Annotated in this window: 23 protein-coding genes; 16 read left to right on the plus strand and 7 right to left on the minus strand. The window is 28.4% G+C overall.

Features of this window, described 5'->3' with window-relative positions; all coding sequences use genetic code 11:
• Positions 1 to 199: 199 nt before the first annotated feature.
• The gene (locus tag AB8B23_RS02285; protein ID WP_369713231.1) at positions 200 to 424 is read right to left on the minus strand and encodes a heavy-metal-associated domain-containing protein; all 225 of its coding nucleotides are present in this window, start codon (positions 422 to 424) and stop codon (positions 200 to 202) included.
• Between the two features lie 324 nt (positions 425 to 748).
• Between AB8B23_RS02285 and AB8B23_RS02290 the strand changes: the two genes are divergently transcribed.
• The 14 genes from AB8B23_RS02290 to AB8B23_RS02355 all read left to right on the plus strand — a co-directional run bounded on the left by AB8B23_RS02290 (position 749) and on the right by AB8B23_RS02355 (position 10,442).
• The gene (locus AB8B23_RS02290) at positions 749 to 1,375 is read left to right on the plus strand and encodes a class I SAM-dependent methyltransferase (RefSeq protein WP_369713232.1); all 627 of its coding nucleotides are present in this window, start codon (positions 749 to 751) and stop codon (positions 1,373 to 1,375) included.
• 184 nt (positions 1,376 to 1,559) lie between these two features.
• Positions 1,560 to 1,778, plus strand: a complete 219-nt coding sequence (infA, locus tag AB8B23_RS02295; RefSeq protein WP_006805851.1) for a translation initiation factor IF-1 — start codon at positions 1,560 to 1,562, stop codon at positions 1,776 to 1,778.
• A 21-nt stretch (positions 1,779 to 1,799) separates the two neighbouring features.
• Positions 1,800 to 1,913 (plus strand): 50S ribosomal protein L36, encoded by a 114-nt coding sequence (gene rpmJ, locus AB8B23_RS02300; protein ID WP_015770204.1) that lies wholly within the window; start codon positions 1,800 to 1,802, stop codon positions 1,911 to 1,913.
• Positions 1,914 to 2,123: 210 nt separating this feature from the next.
• Positions 2,124 to 2,489 carry a 30S ribosomal protein S13 gene (gene rpsM / locus AB8B23_RS02305; RefSeq protein WP_021744138.1) on the plus strand — a complete coding sequence of 122 codons (366 nt, stop codon included), beginning with the start codon at positions 2,124 to 2,126 and terminating at the stop codon, positions 2,487 to 2,489.
• A gap of 31 nt (positions 2,490 to 2,520) precedes the next feature.
• Positions 2,521 to 2,910 (plus strand): 30S ribosomal protein S11, encoded by a 390-nt coding sequence (gene rpsK / locus AB8B23_RS02310; RefSeq protein ID WP_015770205.1) that lies wholly within the window; start codon positions 2,521 to 2,523, stop codon positions 2,908 to 2,910.
• Positions 2,911 to 2,938: 28 nt separating this feature from the next.
• Positions 2,939 to 3,526, plus strand: a complete 588-nt coding sequence (gene rpsD, locus AB8B23_RS02315) for a 30S ribosomal protein S4 (protein WP_006805848.1) — start codon at positions 2,939 to 2,941, stop codon at positions 3,524 to 3,526.
• A gap of 30 nt (positions 3,527 to 3,556) precedes the next feature.
• On the plus strand, positions 3,557 to 4,531 hold the full coding sequence (locus tag AB8B23_RS02320) for a DNA-directed RNA polymerase subunit alpha (RefSeq protein WP_369713233.1): 975 nt from the start codon (positions 3,557 to 3,559) through the stop codon (positions 4,529 to 4,531).
• A 52-nt stretch (positions 4,532 to 4,583) separates the two neighbouring features.
• A complete protein-coding gene (rplQ, locus tag AB8B23_RS02325) occupies positions 4,584 to 4,958 on the plus strand; it encodes a 50S ribosomal protein L17 (RefSeq protein ID WP_026747746.1) in 375 nt (124 codons plus the stop codon).
• Positions 4,959 to 5,157: 199 nt separating this feature from the next.
• Positions 5,158 to 6,756 carry a subtype B tannase gene (locus AB8B23_RS02330; protein ID WP_369713234.1) on the plus strand — a complete coding sequence of 533 codons (1,599 nt, stop codon included), beginning with the start codon at positions 5,158 to 5,160 and terminating at the stop codon, positions 6,754 to 6,756.
• A 1-nt stretch (position 6,757) separates the two neighbouring features.
• Positions 6,758 to 8,521 carry a sensor histidine kinase gene (locus AB8B23_RS02335; RefSeq protein WP_369713235.1) on the plus strand — a complete coding sequence of 588 codons (1,764 nt, stop codon included), beginning with the start codon at positions 6,758 to 6,760 and terminating at the stop codon, positions 8,519 to 8,521.
• A 184-nt stretch (positions 8,522 to 8,705) separates the two neighbouring features.
• Positions 8,706 to 9,122, plus strand: coding sequence for a Fur family transcriptional regulator (locus AB8B23_RS02340; protein ID WP_299574671.1), 417 nt, complete (start codon positions 8,706 to 8,708; stop codon positions 9,120 to 9,122).
• A gap of 36 nt (positions 9,123 to 9,158) precedes the next feature.
• The gene (locus tag AB8B23_RS02345) at positions 9,159 to 9,656 is read left to right on the plus strand and encodes a ferritin (RefSeq protein WP_369713236.1); all 498 of its coding nucleotides are present in this window, start codon (positions 9,159 to 9,161) and stop codon (positions 9,654 to 9,656) included.
• Positions 9,657 to 9,695: 39 nt separating this feature from the next.
• Entirely contained in the window at positions 9,696 to 9,908 is a 213-nt protein-coding gene (locus tag AB8B23_RS02350; RefSeq protein WP_269472175.1) for a transcriptional repressor, read from the plus strand.
• A gap of 36 nt (positions 9,909 to 9,944) precedes the next feature.
• Positions 9,945 to 10,442 (plus strand): ferritin, encoded by a 498-nt coding sequence (locus AB8B23_RS02355; RefSeq protein ID WP_369713236.1) that lies wholly within the window; start codon positions 9,945 to 9,947, stop codon positions 10,440 to 10,442.
• A 194-nt stretch (positions 10,443 to 10,636) separates the two neighbouring features.
• Here the strand turns inward: AB8B23_RS02355 and nadR are convergent, their stop codons facing one another.
• From nadR to AB8B23_RS02385, 6 genes are all read right to left on the minus strand, one after another.
• Positions 10,637 to 11,740, minus strand: a complete 1,104-nt coding sequence (nadR, locus tag AB8B23_RS02360) for a multifunctional transcriptional regulator/nicotinamide-nucleotide adenylyltransferase/ribosylnicotinamide kinase NadR (protein ID WP_369713237.1) — start codon at positions 11,738 to 11,740, stop codon at positions 10,637 to 10,639.
• Positions 11,741 to 11,953: 213 nt separating this feature from the next.
• Positions 11,954 to 12,370, minus strand: coding sequence for a transcription antitermination factor NusB (nusB, locus tag AB8B23_RS02365; RefSeq protein WP_021742963.1), 417 nt, complete (start codon positions 12,368 to 12,370; stop codon positions 11,954 to 11,956).
• Entirely contained in the window at positions 12,370 to 13,029 is a 660-nt protein-coding gene (amaP, locus tag AB8B23_RS02370; protein ID WP_021742964.1) for an alkaline shock response membrane anchor protein AmaP, read from the minus strand. The genes nusB and amaP overlap by 1 nt, the downstream gene beginning before the upstream one ends.
• Before the next feature lie 154 nt (positions 13,030 to 13,183).
• The gene (locus AB8B23_RS02375; RefSeq protein WP_021742965.1) at positions 13,184 to 13,579 is read right to left on the minus strand and encodes an Asp23/Gls24 family envelope stress response protein; all 396 of its coding nucleotides are present in this window, start codon (positions 13,577 to 13,579) and stop codon (positions 13,184 to 13,186) included.
• 106 nt (positions 13,580 to 13,685) lie between these two features.
• Positions 13,686 to 15,041: an acetyl-CoA carboxylase biotin carboxylase subunit gene (accC, locus tag AB8B23_RS02380; RefSeq protein ID WP_369713238.1), complete on the minus strand. Its 1,356-nt coding sequence runs from the start codon at positions 15,039 to 15,041 to the stop codon at positions 13,686 to 13,688.
• A 45-nt stretch (positions 15,042 to 15,086) separates the two neighbouring features.
• Positions 15,087 to 15,491: an acetyl-CoA carboxylase biotin carboxyl carrier protein gene (locus AB8B23_RS02385; protein ID WP_369713239.1), complete on the minus strand. Its 405-nt coding sequence runs from the start codon at positions 15,489 to 15,491 to the stop codon at positions 15,087 to 15,089.
• A gap of 347 nt (positions 15,492 to 15,838) precedes the next feature.
• On the opposite strand from AB8B23_RS02385, the gene coaE reads away from it, so the two are divergent.
• Together coaE and AB8B23_RS02395 are read left to right on the plus strand one after the other, a co-directional pair.
• Positions 15,839 to 16,471 (plus strand): dephospho-CoA kinase, encoded by a 633-nt coding sequence (coaE, locus tag AB8B23_RS02390; protein ID WP_369713240.1) that lies wholly within the window; start codon positions 15,839 to 15,841, stop codon positions 16,469 to 16,471.
• Positions 16,472 to 16,884: 413 nt separating this feature from the next.
• Positions 16,885 to 17,682, plus strand: a complete 798-nt coding sequence (locus AB8B23_RS02395; protein ID WP_369713241.1) for an LCP family protein — start codon at positions 16,885 to 16,887, stop codon at positions 17,680 to 17,682.
• Positions 17,683 to 17,710: the final 28 nt, after the last annotated feature.

Consider the following 17,710-nt stretch of genomic DNA (forward strand, 5'->3'; position numbering starts at 1 on the left):
TAATAATTTTAATACAAGAATTTTGGAAATAACTAAAAAAGAGAGCTTACTTTGGGGGTTAGCTCTCTTTTGATTTGTGTATAGTTATGCGTATTTTTATTACTTTACAATTCTATTATAACATTTTATAATAAAAAAATCAACTAAATTTAAAACAAAAATTTTTAATTTTTTGTAAATAAATTGTTAATAAAAAAGATTAAGAAATTTCTGTAATATCCTTCACTTTATAATGCCCAGCACTATTAATTACATCTGCTATTAACAAATCGTCAACTTCTTCATTTAAAATAATTTTTGCATTTTTATCAGAAAGGTTTACTTCTACACTTTCTACTTCTGGCAGTCCGTATAAAACATTTTCTACTTTTTTAGCACAGTTTTCACAGTGCATCCCTTCTATTTCAACAAGTTTTTTAATCATTTCAAAACCTCCATAAAATTTTATTTTTATTTATACACAAAATTTTAAACTAATAGTTTTGTGTTAAGTTTATTATATAAAAAAATTTATAAGAATGCAAGAAGTTTTGTATATGCAATAATTTTGAAATAAAGTTGTTTTTGAAAAAATACTTGTAAGACAAAAAATGGATATGTAACTTTAAAAAATATGGTATAATAGTAAAAGTGTTGAAAGATAGAAATAATTCTGATAATACAGCAGGGGAGTATTATGAATAATTGAAATTCAGTGATAAAATAAACGTTGGAATAAAAAAATAGAAAAATTAGGAGGAAATTGGTAATGAGCCATTATTTTTCAGAAAAGCAGGAAGTAAAGTCGGATAGAAAAATAATAAAATATGAAATAGAAAATAAAAATTTTGAGTTTGTAACAGATAATGGGGTATTTTCAAAGACAAAGATAGATTTTGGAACGGATATTATGCTGAAAGTATTTTTAAGAGAAAATTTGGATAAGAAAAGTCAAAAGTTTGATATACTGGATATTGGCTGTGGATACGGAGTTGTATCAGTTGTTATAAAGTCTTTTTTTGAAAATGCTAGAACTGTTTCATCAGATGTGAATGAGCGGGCTTTGGAGCTTACAAGGGAAAATCTTTTGAGAAATGGAGTTGTAAAAGATGAAAATGATAATTTTGAAGTAAGAAAATCATTTGCATTCGATTATGTTTCTGAAAAGTTTGATGTGATTTTATCTAATCCGCCAATTCGAGCTGGAAAGCAGACAATTTTTCAAATTTATGAACAAAGTTTTGAGCATTTAAATCAAGATGGTCAATTTTATTGTGTGATTCAGACAAAACATGGAGCAAAAAGTACACAAAAAAAATTGGAAGAAATTTTTGGAAATTGTGAAACTCTGGAAATTAATGCGGGGTATAGAATTTTTAGGAGTGTAAAAAATTAGAAAAATCCATAAAAATAACTGTAAAATAAAAAATAATTGACAAAATACGATAAATACTGTATTATGATAAGGTAAATAATCAAATGTATATTGTTTTTTTTATTTTTATAAAAATAAAATGTTAAAAAAACTGGACATTTAGTTATTTTTTTGTTATAATAGAAAGGATCCGAGGTGATTATTTATGGCAAAACAGGATGTTCTTGAGCTGGAAGGTGAAATAATCGAAGCATTACCAAATGCGATGTTTCAAGTAAGGCTTGAAAATGGACACGAAGTTTTAGGACATATCTCAGGGAAAATGAGAATGAACTATATAAAAATTTTGCCAGGAGATAAGGTTACGGTGGAAGTTTCTCCGTATGACTTGTCAAGGGGTAGAATTGTATATAGAAAAAAATAACAGTTGGAAGGAGGGTTTTTAGTGAAAGTAAAAGCTTCAGTAAAACCTATTTGTGACAAATGTAAAATTGTTAAACGTCACGGAAAAGTAAGAGTAATATGCGAAAACCCTAAACATAAACAAATACAAGGATAGTTTTAAAATATTTTTTATTTTAAAAAATAACAGATTAATAAACCTAAAAACATTTTTATTAAAATATATTGTAGATAAAAAACAAAAATACTATGGATATTTAAATAAAGATTGTAAAGGTATGTTTAGCTGTAGGGCTTATTCCTTATATTGTATATGTGAGGGCATATTGAAGAAGATTAAAAATATCAAAACGAGGAGGAAAAAAATTTGGCTAGAATAGCAGGAGTAGATATTCCAAGAAATAAAAGAGTAGAAGTTTCTTTAACTTATATTTTTGGAATTGGTAGAAGCACTTCAAACAAAATTTTAGGAGCAACTGGTATCGACAGAGATACTAAAGTAAAAGATTTGACAGAAGAACAAGTGGCAAAATTAAGAGCTGCTGTGGAAGAGTACAAAATTGAAGGAGAGTTAAGAAAAGAAATTAGACTTAACATCAAACGTCTGCTTGATATCAAGAGTTACAGAGGATTAAGACATAGAAATGGATTACCTGTAAGAGGACAAAAAACAAAAACAAATGCAAGAACTAGAAAAGGGCCAGTTAGAATGGCAATTGCTAAGAAAAAATAATAAACTATTAAGTTAAAGGAGGAAACCATAAGTGGCAAAAAGACCAGCAACTTCAAAAAAGAAAAAATTAAAAAATATTCCTAATGGAATCGCATATATACATTCTACTTTTAATAATACTGTTGTTACTATAACAGATTCAGAAGGTAAAGTAGTAATTTGGAAATCAGGAGGAACTTCAGGGTTCAAAGGAACTAAAAAAGGAACTCCGTTCGCAGCTCAAATAGCAGCTGAACAAGCAGCTCAAGTTGCAATTGAAAATGGTATGAAACAAATCGAAATCAAAATAAAAGGACCTGGATCTGGAAGAGAAGCTTCTATTAGATCAATACAGGCTACTGGATTAGAAGTAACAAGAATAGTTGATATAACTCCAGTACCTCATAATGGTGCAAGACCACCTAAAAAGAGAAGACCGTAATTTTATAAACTAAGGAGGAAAAAGATAAATGGCAAGAGATAGACAGCCTGTGTTAAAAAGATGTAGAAATCTTGGTTTAGATCCTATTGTTTTAGGGGTAAACAAAAAATCAAATAGAAATATTAGACCAAATGCAAATAGAAAATTAACTGAATATGGAACACAACAAAGAGAAAAACAAAAAGTAAAATTCGTTTACGGAGTAATGGAAAAACAATTCTATAAATTATATGAAGAAGCAACAAGAAAAGAAGGAGTAACAGGGGAACTTTTACTTCAATATCTTGAAAGAAGATTAGATAATGTAATTTACAGATTAGGATTTGGTGCTACAAGAAGACAAGCAAGACAAATCGTAAGTCATGGACATATTTTAATTAATGGAAAAAGAGTAAACATTGCATCATACAGAGTAAAACAAGGTGATGTAATTACAGTTAAAGAAGATTCTAAAGAATTAGCTTTAATTAAAGAGTCTGTTGGACAAAAAACAGTTCCAGGATGGTTATCACTTGAAGAAGGAGCTTTGACAGCTAAAGTGTTAGAAAATCCAGGAAGAGATGCAGTTGACTTTGAAGTTGACGAAGCGATGATTATCGAGTTCTACTCTAGATAATAATATTTTAATCGGAGGAGATGAATTAGCTTGTTAAATATTGAAAAAATAGCTAAAAATGTAAGATTAACTGAAGAAAAAGAAGATAATTATACAGCAAAGTACACACTAGAGCCTCTATATAGAGGATACGGAAATACTATTGGAAATGCACTTAGAAGAATATTGTTGTCATCAATTCCAGGAACTGCAATAAAAGGAATTAAAATTGAGGGTGTATTAAACGAATTTTCTACAATAGAAGGTGTAAAAGAAGCAGTTACAGATATTATTTTAAATGTTAAGGAAATAGTAGTTGAAGCTGATGAGCCTGGTGAAAAGAAAATGACACTTTCAGTAAAAGGGCCGGCTGTAATTACAGCGGCAGACATTCATGTAGAACCTGGGCTAAGAATTATAAATCCTGAACAAGTTATTATGACTGTTACAACTGATAGACAGATTGACATAGAATTTCTTGTTGATTCTGGGGAAGGCTTTGTAGTTTCTGATGAAATTAATACTGATGGATGGCCAATAGGATATTTGGCAGTTGATGCAATTTATACACCTATCAAAAGAGTAAATTATAGTGTTGAAGATACTATGGTTGGACGTGTTACAAACTATGACAAGTTAATTTTGGAAATTGCTACAGATGGAAGTATAGAAATTAAAGATGCTTTATCATATGCAGTAGAATTATTAACTTGGCATTTGGAGCCGTTTACAAATATTGGAAACAGTATGAGTAAATACAGAGATAGTGAGGATGAATTGGCAGAAGCTGATGCCGAAAATGAAAATAATATTGAAGATATGAAAATTGAAGAACTTGACTTTACAGTACGTTCTTATAATTGCTTGAAGAAAGCAGGAGTAAATACAATTTCGGACTTAACTTCAATGACATATAACGAATTATTGAAAATTAAAAATTTAGGAAAAAAATCGTTAAATGAAATTATCGATAAAATGAAAGAACTTGGTTATGATTTAGACGATAATACAAGTAGTGATGAATAATCATATAAAATTAAACTAGAATTTAGAATAAAATCTTAAACGAGGAGGGAAAATGAATCATAATAAATCATATAGAAAACTAGGTAGAAGAACTGATCATAGATTAGCTATGCTTAAAAATATGACAATTTCTTTAGTAGAACATGAGCAAATTGAAACAACAGTAACTCGTGCTAAAGAATTAAGAAAGTTTGCTGAAAAAGCAATTACTTTAGGGAAAAAATATAATAATTCAACTGATGCAGCAAGAAGAGTACATTTGAGAAGACAAGCTTTTGCATTTTTAAGAAATGAAGGAGCAGTTGCAAAAATCTTTAATGAAATTGCACCTAAATATGCTGAAAGAAATGGTGGTTATACAAGAATCATCAAAACTGCCGTTAGACGTGGAGATTCAGCTGAATTAGCAATTATTGAATTAGTATAATAATTATAATAGTTAAAAGGCATAGGTTTTATACTTATGTCCTTTTTTTATAGTAATTTTAATTAAAAAGATGTTTTATTTATTTTCTAACAAGGGTTTTAAAACACTTGTTAAATAGATTTACAATAAATTTATTATTCTAATGCGAAATATTGTAAGATTAAAAAAAATAAAATATAGTAAAATAAAAGGAGAATTCATGAAAAAAAAATTAATTATATTAAGTTTATTGGTTTCAGCTCTTTCAATGGCTGCTGATAATAAAAAAGGATTAGTAGATTCTAGTAAAAATCATAAAAATGTTGAAGTGAATAAGAATGAAGATAAAAAGCCACAAATGGGAGCACCTATGAATAAAAAAGTAATAACCGAAGATATGATAACAAATAAAGCAGAAAATGGTTATAATTTAAATTTTGATGTAAATAAGAATTATACGACGAAGACAGCTACTGTTAATGGGAAAACAGTTACTTATCGTGCTTATGAAAATATAGTTTATGTTGCAAAACCAGTTGATATTGCTTATCAGACTATAAATATCTATATTCCAGAAGAATATTTTAAAAATAAGTCAGTTGGAAAATATAATGCGAAAAGTGCGCCGATATTTTTCCCAAATACAGTTGGAGGATATATGCCTGGAGCAGCTGGAGTGCCTGGAAATGGAAGAGATGGAAAACCTGATGCTTCATTAGTCGCATTATCAAATGGATATGTCGTGGCAAGTCCTGGAGCTAGAGGTAGAACTTTGGAAAAAGATGGGAAGTATACTGGAAAGGCACCTGCTGTAATTGTAGATTTGAAGGCAGCTGTTAGATATTTACGATATAATGATACTAGAATGCCAGGAAGAGCCGATAGAATTATTTCCAATGGGACAAGTGCTGGAGGAGCAGTTTCAGCTTTGCTTGGTGCAACTGGGAATAATAAGGATTATGAACCGTATCTAAAGGAAATTGGTGCATTGAATGCAAGAGATGATATCTACGCTGTGTCAGCTTATTGTCCAATAACTAACTTGGATAATGCGAATACAGCTTACGAATGGATGTTTAATGATGTAAAGACATATAAAAAGATAGAGATTTCAATGTTAGATTACAATGTGGAAAGAAAATACACTGAGGGTACGTTGACTGATGATGAAATTTCACGTTCAAATGATTTAAAGAAAATGTTTCCTGCCTATTTAAATAGTTTAAAATTAAAAGGTAAAAATGGGAAGCTTTTAACATTGGATAAAAATGGAAATGGAAGTTTTAAGAATCAGATTAAGCAGTATTACATTGATTCTGCAAATACCGCTTTGAAAAAAGGAACTGATTTATCGGAATTTGAATTTTTGACAATAAAAAATGGGAAAGTTGTAGATTTGGATTATGATAAATATGTGGCTTATATGGGTAGACAAAAAACGCCAGGGGCATTTGACAATGTAGATTTGTCAACAGGGGAAAATAACGAGTTTGGAGACGAAACTACGAACAATAAGCATTTTACGGAATACATGTTGGAACACTCGACAGTAAATGGAACTATGGCTGATAAAAAAATCATAAAAATGATGAATCCAATGAACTACATTGCAAATTCGAAAGTAAAATACTGGAGAATAAGACATGGTGCGGTTGACAAGGATACTTCACTTGCAATACCTGCGATACTTGCCATAAAATTAGAAAATCTTGGGAAAAAGGTTGATTTTGCGTCGCCTTGGGCAACTCCGCATTCAGGAGACTATGATCTGGATGAGTTGTTTAGCTGGATGGATAAGATTGTAGAAGAAGGAAGATAGTGTGAAAGTAGGAAATAAAAAACTTAAAGAGATAAAATTTAAAAATAAAATATTTATAAAACTACTTTCGTATTTTGGATTGTCGCTTTTGTTATTTTCTATTGTAATTGGAAGTATTTTTGGATATATTTATATTCAGAATACTGTTAGTTTACATAAGAAAGATTTGGTTGAAAGAGCTTATAAGATTTCAGAAACTTTGTCTAAAATGTGGTTTGAGAATAGAGATGAAAAAAATGTAGATAAAAATTTGGATGTAGAAAGAAAAAATGATGCTCTAGAAAGAAATAAAAATAAATTTTTAAAGCCAAAAAGGGAAGTTCCTAAAATTGTAGGAAATATAAATGGAAAGGCATTTGAAAATAATATTATTGAAGATATAAGAAAAGATAAAATTGAAAAAAGTTCAGAAGAAAAAAATTCTAAAAAATTATTAGATGAAAAACATTTTCATAGGCATAGAATCGTGGATGAGAAGGACAATAATGTTAAAATTTTTAGAAGTATGCGGATGATTGAGGATATTGCGATGGGAGAAGTCTGGATAGTGGATGCAAAAACTGGAAACATTGTACAGGGAAGAAACGAAAAGGGACAACCGTTTTCATATCTGAAATTACCGCCAAATGCAGAAGCAACTATTAAAAAAGCTATTTCTGGAGAAACAACTACGACAGAAAATTTTAATGATTACTTAAATGAAAATTCAATAACAGTAGCAGTTCCAATAAAAAATGGTGAAATGATTGAAGGAGTCGTACTGCTTCATTCTCCAGTAAAATATATGTCTTCAGCATTAAAAAGTGGTATTTATACACTTGTTTTTAGTATTTTAGCTGCACTAATCCTTGCGGGTATCAGTGCTGTTTGGCTTTCTATCAGCTTTACAAAGCCACTTAATAAGATTCGTAATACAACAACAGAATTGGCAAAGGGAAATTATGAAGTAACAACACAGGTAAATCAGAATGACGAAATTGGAGAACTTGCAAAAAGTATTGATAAACTGGCACTTCAACTAGATAAGAGTTCGAAAGAAAGTGAACGTTTTGAAAAAATGAGACAAAATTTTATTGCAAATATTTCTCACGAACTGAGAACTCCAATTACAGTGATTCGTGGTTCAATAGAAGCTATTTGTGATGGAATTATAAAGGATTCCAAACAGCTAAAGGATTATAATGAACAAATTTTATCAGATAGTATTCATTTACAAAGACTGGTTAATGACTTGATAGATTTGACAAAACTTCAAAATACAGATTTTTCCATTGATAAAAGTACAATAAATTTATTTGAAATTATAAATGATGCCGTTAGAAGTATGAAGCAGATTTCAACTAAAAAAGGTGTGAAAATAAATTTTTCTGCAGAAAATGCAATTGAAGAAGACAGGTATCTTTTTGTCGGGGATTATCAGCGGATTCGGCAAATGATAATAATTGTGCTGGATAACGCAATAAAATTTTCTAATGAAAATCAGAAAGTTGAAATTTTTCTAAAAAAAGAGAATAAAAAATATGAGCTTAAAATATGTGACAGTGGAAGAGGAATTGATTCTAAAAATATTGGAGAAATTTTTAACCGTTATCATAAATCAAATACTGAGGAAAATAAAAATGGAATGGGGCTGGGACTTGCAATCGCAAAAGAAATTGCAATACGACATAATATTGAAATTATGGTAGAAAGTGAGCCATATATAAAAACGGTCTTTATTTTTTTAATTCCTATAAATGAAAATTTTAAAATAACAGAAATTTAGTGAAAAAATAAACTTTGATACTAAAAATAAATAAATCTATTGACAAAATTTAGAAAAAGATATAAAATTGTAATGGATACAAAGAAGTAAGTATAAATGTTAGTTGTCTTACTCAAACAATATATCTATTTTTATTATTTAATTGAAATTAAAATATAAATAACAAACAATATTAGGAGGAAGTATGCATATAGAAAACGTTGGTGACTATTTAAAGAAAAATGGAATAAAACCTTCAGTACAAAGAATGAAAATATTTCAATATCTACTAGATCATCATACACATCCAACAGTTGATGATATTTTTCAAAATTTATCTCCTGAAATGCCTACTTTATCAAAAACTACAGTATACAATACATTAAATATATTTGTCAGTAATAATATTATTCAAGAAATTATTATTGAAGAAAATGAAGTAAGATATGATGTAGTCACGGATAATCATGGACATTTCAAATGTAAATCTTGTGGAGAGATAGTTGATTTTGATGTAAATTTATCAAAATTTGATTTATCAAAATTGGGAAATGTAGAAATTGATGAAATACATTTTTACATAAAAGGTACTTGTGAGAAATGTTTAGAAAAACATAATTAAAAATTTAAAATATAAAAAATACAGATTGGAGAGAAAATGAAATTAAATAAAGAATTAGAAGTTTTACTAAATAATCAAATAAACATGGAATTAGCAGCAGCTTACCAATATCAAGCTATGGCTGCATACTTTGATGAAAGAGCATTAGAAGGTTTTGCAAGCTGGATGGGAAATCAAGCAAAAGAAGAAATGGAACATTCAAAAAAGTTTTATGAGTATGTATTAAAAAGAAACGGTAAAATTGAATTTTTGGGATTAGATAAACCTAAAATGGACTTTACATCAGTAAGAGAAGTATTTGAAGCTGCTCTTGCACATGAAGAAGCTGTAACAGCCTCTATTGAGAATATTCACAAACTTGCAAGAGAACTAGGAGATTATGGTGCAGAAGTATTCTTGAATGAATTTGCTGAAGAACAGGAAGAAGAAGAAGAACAAGCTCAAAAATTCCTTGATAAGATTATTTCACTTGATGTTGATAATAATAACGCTACGTTATATTTATTAGACAAGGAAATGGGAAAAAGAGACTAAATAAAGTAGTATATAATTTTGTAATTATATAATAATATTATTCAAGAAATTATTATTGAAGAAAATGAAGTAAGATATGATGTAGTCACGGATAATCATGGACATTTCAAATGTAAATCTTGTGGAGAGATAGTTGATTTTGATGTAAATTTATCAAAATTTGATTTATCAAAATTGGGAAATGTAGAAATTGATGAAATACATTTTTACATAAAAGGTACTTGTGAGAAATGTTTAGAAAAACATAATTAAAAATTTAAAATATAAAAAATACAGATTGGAGAGAAAATGAAATTAAATAAAGAATTAGAAGTTTTACTAAATAATCAAATAAACATGGAATTAGCAGCAGCTTACCAATATCAAGCTATGGCTGCATACTTTGATGAAAGAGCATTAGAAGGTTTTGCAAGCTGGATGGGAAATCAAGCAAAAGAAGAAATGGAACATTCAAAAAAGTTTTATGAGTATGTATTAAAAAGAAACGGTAAAATTGAATTTTTGGGATTAGATAAACCTAAAATGGACTTTACATCAGTAAGAGAAGTATTTGAAGCTGCTCTTGCACATGAAGAAGCTGTAACAGCCTCTATTGAGAATATTCACAAACTTGCAAGAGAACTAGGAGATTATGGTGCAGAAGTATTCTTGAATGAATTTGCTGAAGAACAGGAAGAAGAAGAAGAACAAGCTCAAAAATTCCTTGATAAGATTATTTCACTTGATGTTGATAATAATAACGCTACGCTATATTTATTAGATAAGGAAATGGGAAAAAGAGACTAAATAAAATATATAATTTTGTAATTATATAATAAATATAAAGTGGTTTTTCAAAAATGGCTAAGTATGCACGATTTAAGGAGGGCACGATAAAAGTATTTAGCTGTTTTTTTCAAAAAAACTTAAAATAAAAATTTGAGAAATAAAAAAACCTATTTACTAACTATTAAAATGAATTTTAGTAATAGGTTATTTTTTTATATAAAAGAATCTGCTATTTCCTGAAGTTGTGAATTATCAGCACCATCTAAATATGCCTTTATAATACGCTTACAAGCCAAGTATCTTTTTTCATAACTATTTGATTTTACTGTAATATATTGAATATGATATTCTTTATATAATTTCTTTAATAAATTTTGGAATTTTTCACGTCTGTCATTGTCGCCAATTGAACGAAGGCCATCATTTACCCAAGTAACATTATTTTCAAGTAAAATCGTCAGGTCAAATCTGTAATTTTGTACAAATTCGCGAACTATTGGATTGTCCCGTTTTTCATAAGTTAGGCAAAAAGCCAGGGTCGCGATATAATCTGTATCAATTAATGCAAATTTATTAGCATTTCTTGCAGCATATAAAACATTTGACTGATGTCCAAAAACGATTTTTTCGTAGTCAGAATATTGTAATGATTCTTCATCTCCACCTAATTTTTCAAAAACATATTCACGTCCATATTCCCAAGCAGAAGTTGTATTAAAAACATTTGCAAGTTTATCTATCATTACGCTTTTTCCACTACTCTCTCCTCCACAGATTGTAATAATGGGTATTAGATGTTCTCTTACTTCACGTGGCAAGTAGTTCCAATATTTACTAGGATTTTCACGTATTTGCTTGGAATTAACATTATACTCTATATAATTTTTATCAATGGATCTAGTCTCTGAGCCAAAATGTTTTAAATTGTATTCTTTGTCTTCATCACGGTTACTAATAAATATCACATCATTTTTCCAGTCTATTTCCTTATCATTTTCTCTTTTTTCAATTTCATTTTTTAAGGTTATAGCCCATTCTTTCCAGTTATCACCTTGCTGAGAAAAGTTATTTTCATCCAATAGAAATGATGAAATATTTGGCTGGTTCTTAAATGTCTGTTTTACAAAACGTAATCTGTCCTTTGGTGTGATTTCCTTCACAAAACGGGAGTTAGAAGTAAGAAGATCATCTGCATCATCAGAATATGAGATAATAACATATAATCTATCTACAATTCCACTGGCTCTTTGAATAAAGTTTACATGCCCAATGTGAAGTGGAAAAAACTTTCCAGTAATTATTCCTATTCTCTTCATTATCCTGTATTTCCTTTTCTAAATATTTTAAAATAAAAATCTATAATATAGTTTTGGTAAATTTTTATTGAGTTTAAAATTAAGAATATTTAACTTTTAGATTTACACAATTTCATAAGTTTAATAAAGCAAATATATTTAAAAAACTTCCATATTTTAAATACAGAAGTCTTTCATAATTTAATATTTGTTTCTTTTAATTTATTCTTCCATTTATTTATACTTTTCTTCTTTAATATTTTTTATTAATTTCGCAAGAATTCCGTTTAAGAAGTCTTTTGTGTCATTATATGAATATTTTTTTGCGATTTCTAAAACTTCATTAATTGCGATTTCATATCCAATATTTTTTATCGTAATTTCATAAAAGGATACTTTTAATAAAACTTTTTCAATTGTTCCTAAACGTTCATACGTCCAACCTTCTAATACATCCTTTATTCTTTCAATTAAAATATTCTCATTTGCAATTATTTCAGTAACATAACTTCGTAAAAAATTAACTTCCTCATCTTTTTTTAAGCTTTCTTCATTAATTACGTCATTTATTCTCTTTTCGATATTATTGTTAATTAGCTCATATTCAAAAAGGAGTTTAAAAATCTCTTCTCTAATTTCTCTTCGTGTCATTAATTTTCCTTTCCAGATGGAGAAGTTTTAATTTCTGTATTAGTTTGATTTTCCAAATTTGAGATTATGTTATTGTTATTTTTTTGTATATTTTCTTTTTGATTAGTTGGAGAGTCAATAATTTTTTTTTCAACAATTGTTTCTCCTAAAACTTTTTTCAATTTTACTTTACTTTTTTTCACAGTAATTCCAGTTGAATGAAAAACATATTCAGATAATTTATTTTGAATTTCTGCAAGTTTTTCGTTTAAGTTATCGACATTATAAGTATCTACAGTAGCTTCAATAACAACAGATTTTCCTTTTGGATATGATTTTACTTTTGAATTTTTAATGATTTCCTGTCCATTTAAGAAGTCTTTTGATGTTTCATTTATTGTTTTTATGGAAACTTCTATTTCTCCATTTTTATTTTTTACTTTTCTATTTTGAGAATATTTTGTAAGTTTATTAATATAAGAAAGTAAAAATACTACTAAATAAATTATTGACAATAGTCCAACTAAAATTTTAAAATTTAAACTACTTAAATCTATAAAACTATCTAATTGTCCTAAATAATCAGTCCTAAACAGAATATCTGATATACTTGAAAATACAATACCAATAAATCCAAGTATTACAGATAATCTTGCTAAAAATCCTAATATTGCAATCATTAATATATACCGACAAAATACACTGCATTTTAACTTTGTGAGTTAGATGAAGTGTATCTGTCAGTTTCTCCTTTCCTAATTGAGTGAGTATGCTCAAATATTATTAATAAAAATTTATATTTAAATTTAATAATACTTGAGTCTATTATGATTTTTATTCTTCAATTTCTGCAGTTTCTGTTACAGGAGCTTGAACAGTCTCTTTTTTGTCTTCTTTTATAATTTTTTGAATATATACGTTTACTTCCTGAACTTTTAATCCTGTCATTTCAGTAATTGCTTTTACTACTTTTGTTTGAATTTCCCCAGCTAATGCAGGTAACTTGAATCCCATTTTTGCAACGATGTATAAATCTAATGTACATTCAGTTTCTCCAACTTCTACTTCGATTCCTTTTCCACCTGAAGATACATTTTGGAAAAATTTAACAATTTCATTTTTAGAAGTTCCGCCAACAAGGCTATGTACTCCTTCAATTTCTGCCACTACTGATTCTGCAATAGTCGCTACTACTTCCTGAGATATATTTACATTTCCTAATTCATTCATTTCTAATTCCTCCTATTTTTTATTTTTTATCAAATAGTAATCAGATTATTTAATTAATAATATGATTTTTATTGATTTCAAAAATTATTATCTAGTTTTTTATTAATTATTTACCAAGTGCATCTTTAAAATGTGTCTCAATAAAGTTTGTATAGATTGTTCCTTTTTTAAAGTCTTCATTATCAAGCACTTTTAAATGAAATGGTATAGTTGTGTCGATACCTTCTATAATAAATTCGTTTAAGGCACGCTTCATTCTTGCAATAGCTTCTTCCCTATTTTTTCCTTTTACGATAAGTTTTGCTATCATTGAATCATAGTAAGGCGGAATTTCATAATTCTGGTAAGAATGAGAATCGATTCTTACTCCAATTCCACCTGACGGAATATATGTTTCTAGAACTCCTGAAGATGGAAGGAAACCATTTTCAGAGTCCTCTGCATTAATCCTGCATTCTATTACATGTCCATTAATATTTATATCTTTTTGAGAAAAACTTAATTTTTCTCCTGCGGCTACTCTTATTTGTTCTTTTATCAAATCTACACCAGTGATTTCTTCACTTACTGTATGTTCTACCTGAATTCTTGTATTCATTTCCATAAAATAGAAATTCATGCTTTTGTCAACAAGAAATTCCAATGTTCCAACACTGTCGTAACCAATTCCTTTTGCTAATTTTGCAGCAAATTTTCCCATTTTTTCACGTGTTTTCGCATCAATTCCTGCTGATGGGGATTCTTCTATTAATTTTTGGTGTCTTCTTTGGATAGAGCAGTCTCTTTCTCCAAGATGGACAACATTTCCAAATTTATCTCCAATAACTTGTATTTCAACGTGTCTTGGTTCTTCAACATATTTTTCAATATAAACATCTGGATTTCCAAAAGCCGCTTTTGCCTCATTTTGTGCAGCAACAAAATTTTCTACAAGTTCTTTTTCATTATGGGCGATTCTCATTCCTTTTCCGCCACCTCCTGCAGTTGCTTTTATCATAACAGGATAAGTTATCCATTGTGCAACTTTTTTGGCTTCTTCAACATTTGGAACAATTCCATCTGACCCTTTTGTTATTGGAACTTTGTGCTTGATAGCAGTTTCCCTTGCTGTTGCCTTGTCTCCCATCATACTAATTAGTTCAGGTTTTGGACCAATGAATACGATGTTGTTTTTATCACATATTTCAGCAAATCTTTGATTTTCTGCTAAAAATCCATATCCTGGATGAATAGCTTCACTTCCTGTAATCTGTGCTGCTGAAATAATATTCGGTATTTTTAAATACGAGTCTGCACTACTGGCAGTTCCGATACAGACAGCTTCGTCAGCAAGTTTTACGTGAAGTGAATCTTTATCGGCTTCTGAATAAACTGCAACTGTGGCAATTCCTAACTCTCTTGCTGCTCTAATTATCCTAACAGCAATTTCTCCTCTATTTGCTATTAATATTTTTTTAAACATTAATATTCCATCCTCCTAAAAGATTTCTGTTTCATAAAAATAATTTTAATTAATTTCAATTTTAAATAGCTCTTTTGCAAAGTCAACTGGTGAGCCATCTGCCACTAGCACTTCCTTTAGAATACCATTTACATTAGATTTTACATCATTATCAATTCCTATTGTATTTATTTTTGCAAGGACTTGTCCTTTTTTTACTAAAGTTCCAGGTTTTGAACTTACTAGCTTTATTCTTCCCACATTACTTGATTTGATAATTTCTTCTGCTGGTAATACAGCTGGAAGAGTTTCTTTTTCAACTTTTTCTGTTACAGGTGCTACAATATTTGCAATATTTGTAGTTTCAGAATTTGTTAATGTAAGTTTTACTTTTCCATATCTTACTTTTAGTTCTGCTATATCTTCTTTCTTTAGAACTTTCATCAATTCCTGAATATCTTTAAGTTCCATATTCCCTCCTTGTATCTTATTTTATAAATCAAACTTTTAATCGCTAAATTTATCACAAAATTATACATATAATTTTATCATATTATAAGTATTTTTTCAATTTTTTCTTTTCTTAGTTCTGTTTTTATTATACCATATTTTTTTTGAAATTTTATTATATAAAAAAATTATTTTCTGTATTGATAAATTAATATAATCTTGACTTATATTGTTTTATTTAAGGTTTATATTGAATTTGAAAAATAAAAATTGTTGCAAATAAATGAAAAAAGGTATAAAATATATCCACACTTTTGTAAAATTGAATAAATTTTGAATTTAAACTGGATTTTTGTGGGAAGGAAAAAATGAAAAAAGTAGTTATTGGGCTTACAGGTGGAATTGGAACAGGAAAAAGTACAGTTAGTCAAATTTTAAAAGAAAAAAAATTTCCAGTTATTGATTTAGACGTAATTTCTCATGAAGTTATTAAATTTCCTAAGGTTGTGGAAAAAATTGTAGAAAATTTTGGTAAAGAAGTCTTAGAATATAATAATACTGGAAATTGGATTGTTTCACGTGAAAAATTAGGAAGAGTTATTTTTGGAAATAGAGAAAAAAGACTTATTTTAAATTCTATTATGCATCCAGAGATTTTACGTATTATGCGAGAAAAGATTCTGGAGTGTAAAAAAGAAAATAAAATTATTTTTGTGGAAATTCAGCTTCTTTTTGAAGTTCAATGGGAAAAGGAATTTGATTACATTTTGCTAGTAAGTGCAGAAAAAGAAACGCAGATTAAACGTATTTTAGCTAGGGATAACCGTAGTAAAGAAGAGGCTTTGAGTATTATAAATTCACAAATGTCTTTGGATGAAAAAAAGAAAAGAAGTGACTATGTTATTGAAAATGACGGAAATAGTCAGGATTTGGAAAAAAAAGTTGATGATTTTTTGAAAAAAATAGAATTTGAAAATATACTCAAACCTATTTTAAATTAAACTGCTAAAATTATATAAATTTAAGGTTTGAGTAAAATAGTCATAGCTTTTGTGTTTGGTTTTAAATAAGTTTTACTATAAAATTTAACTTTGAAATAATTTGTAAGAGTAAGCTTTATTATAAAGTTCTCTAATAAAGGATATAAACCCAATATTTTCAAATGATTTAATATATAATTTTTATTTTTTAAATAGAATTTAGTATCATAGGTTGTAGGATTTGCGGTAATGAGCAATCCTATGAAAATAAAATAGAAAAAAATTGAATGATTATGAATTAACTGTTGAAAAACCTTATTATAAAAATTTGTTCTAATTTTTAAACGAGGTTTAGTATTAAATAAATTTATTTTAAATATATTATTCAAAAATTTGTAAAAGTATAAATAATGTAAAAATTAAGAGGTGAAAAAATGAAAAAAGTATTTATAATATTAGGAATATTTTTAGTGGTGTTTATAGGGTGGCTTTCAGTACCATTTAATATTCTTGTCATAGGAGTAGATGCGTATGCTAATCAGCCGACAGAAGGTTCTCGGAGCGATGGACTGGTTGTTATAAGAGTTGTGCCTTATCTGGCACAGGTAAAAATGATTTCAATTCCGCGTGATACATATGCAGAGATTCCTTGTGAAAATTATAAGCAGGATAAAATTACACATTCACATCATTTTGGTGGTGTGCAATGTACAATTGACGCTGTGGAAAACTTTCTTGATACAAAAATTAATTATCATGTAAGATTTAGATTTGAAGATGTTATGAACTTGACTAATTTGATTGATGGAGTCGATGTTGTTTCAAATCATACTTTTAATCAGGACTATTTTGATCAGGAAGTATTTCATTTTAATCAAGGTCAGGTTTATAATTTAAGAGGGAGAATGGCACTTGCCTATACAAGACATAGAAAAAGTGATACAGCCTTTAAGCGTGATGAACGTCAAAGACAGGTTATTCAGGGAATTGTGAAAAAATTAGTCGCACCATCTGGATGGAAATATATTCCAGAAGTTTATGGATATGCAAAAGAAAAGATGGATGTTGCAGTAAATCCAATTAAAGGATTATCAGTATTGCCAGCATTTTTACTAAACAAAAAAATTGAGCAGTATGAGATTACTGGGGATGGAAGAATGATTAATGGAATATGGTACTTTATTCCTGAAGAAACTTCATTGGAAAATGCAAAAGATGAGTTTAAAAATTAGAAAAATAGAAAATTATAGAAAAAAAGAG

The sequence above is a fragment of the Leptotrichia sp. HSP-342 genome (genome assembly GCF_041199995.1).
Lineage (GTDB): Bacteria > Fusobacteriota > Fusobacteriia > Fusobacteriales > Leptotrichiaceae > Leptotrichia > Leptotrichia mesophila.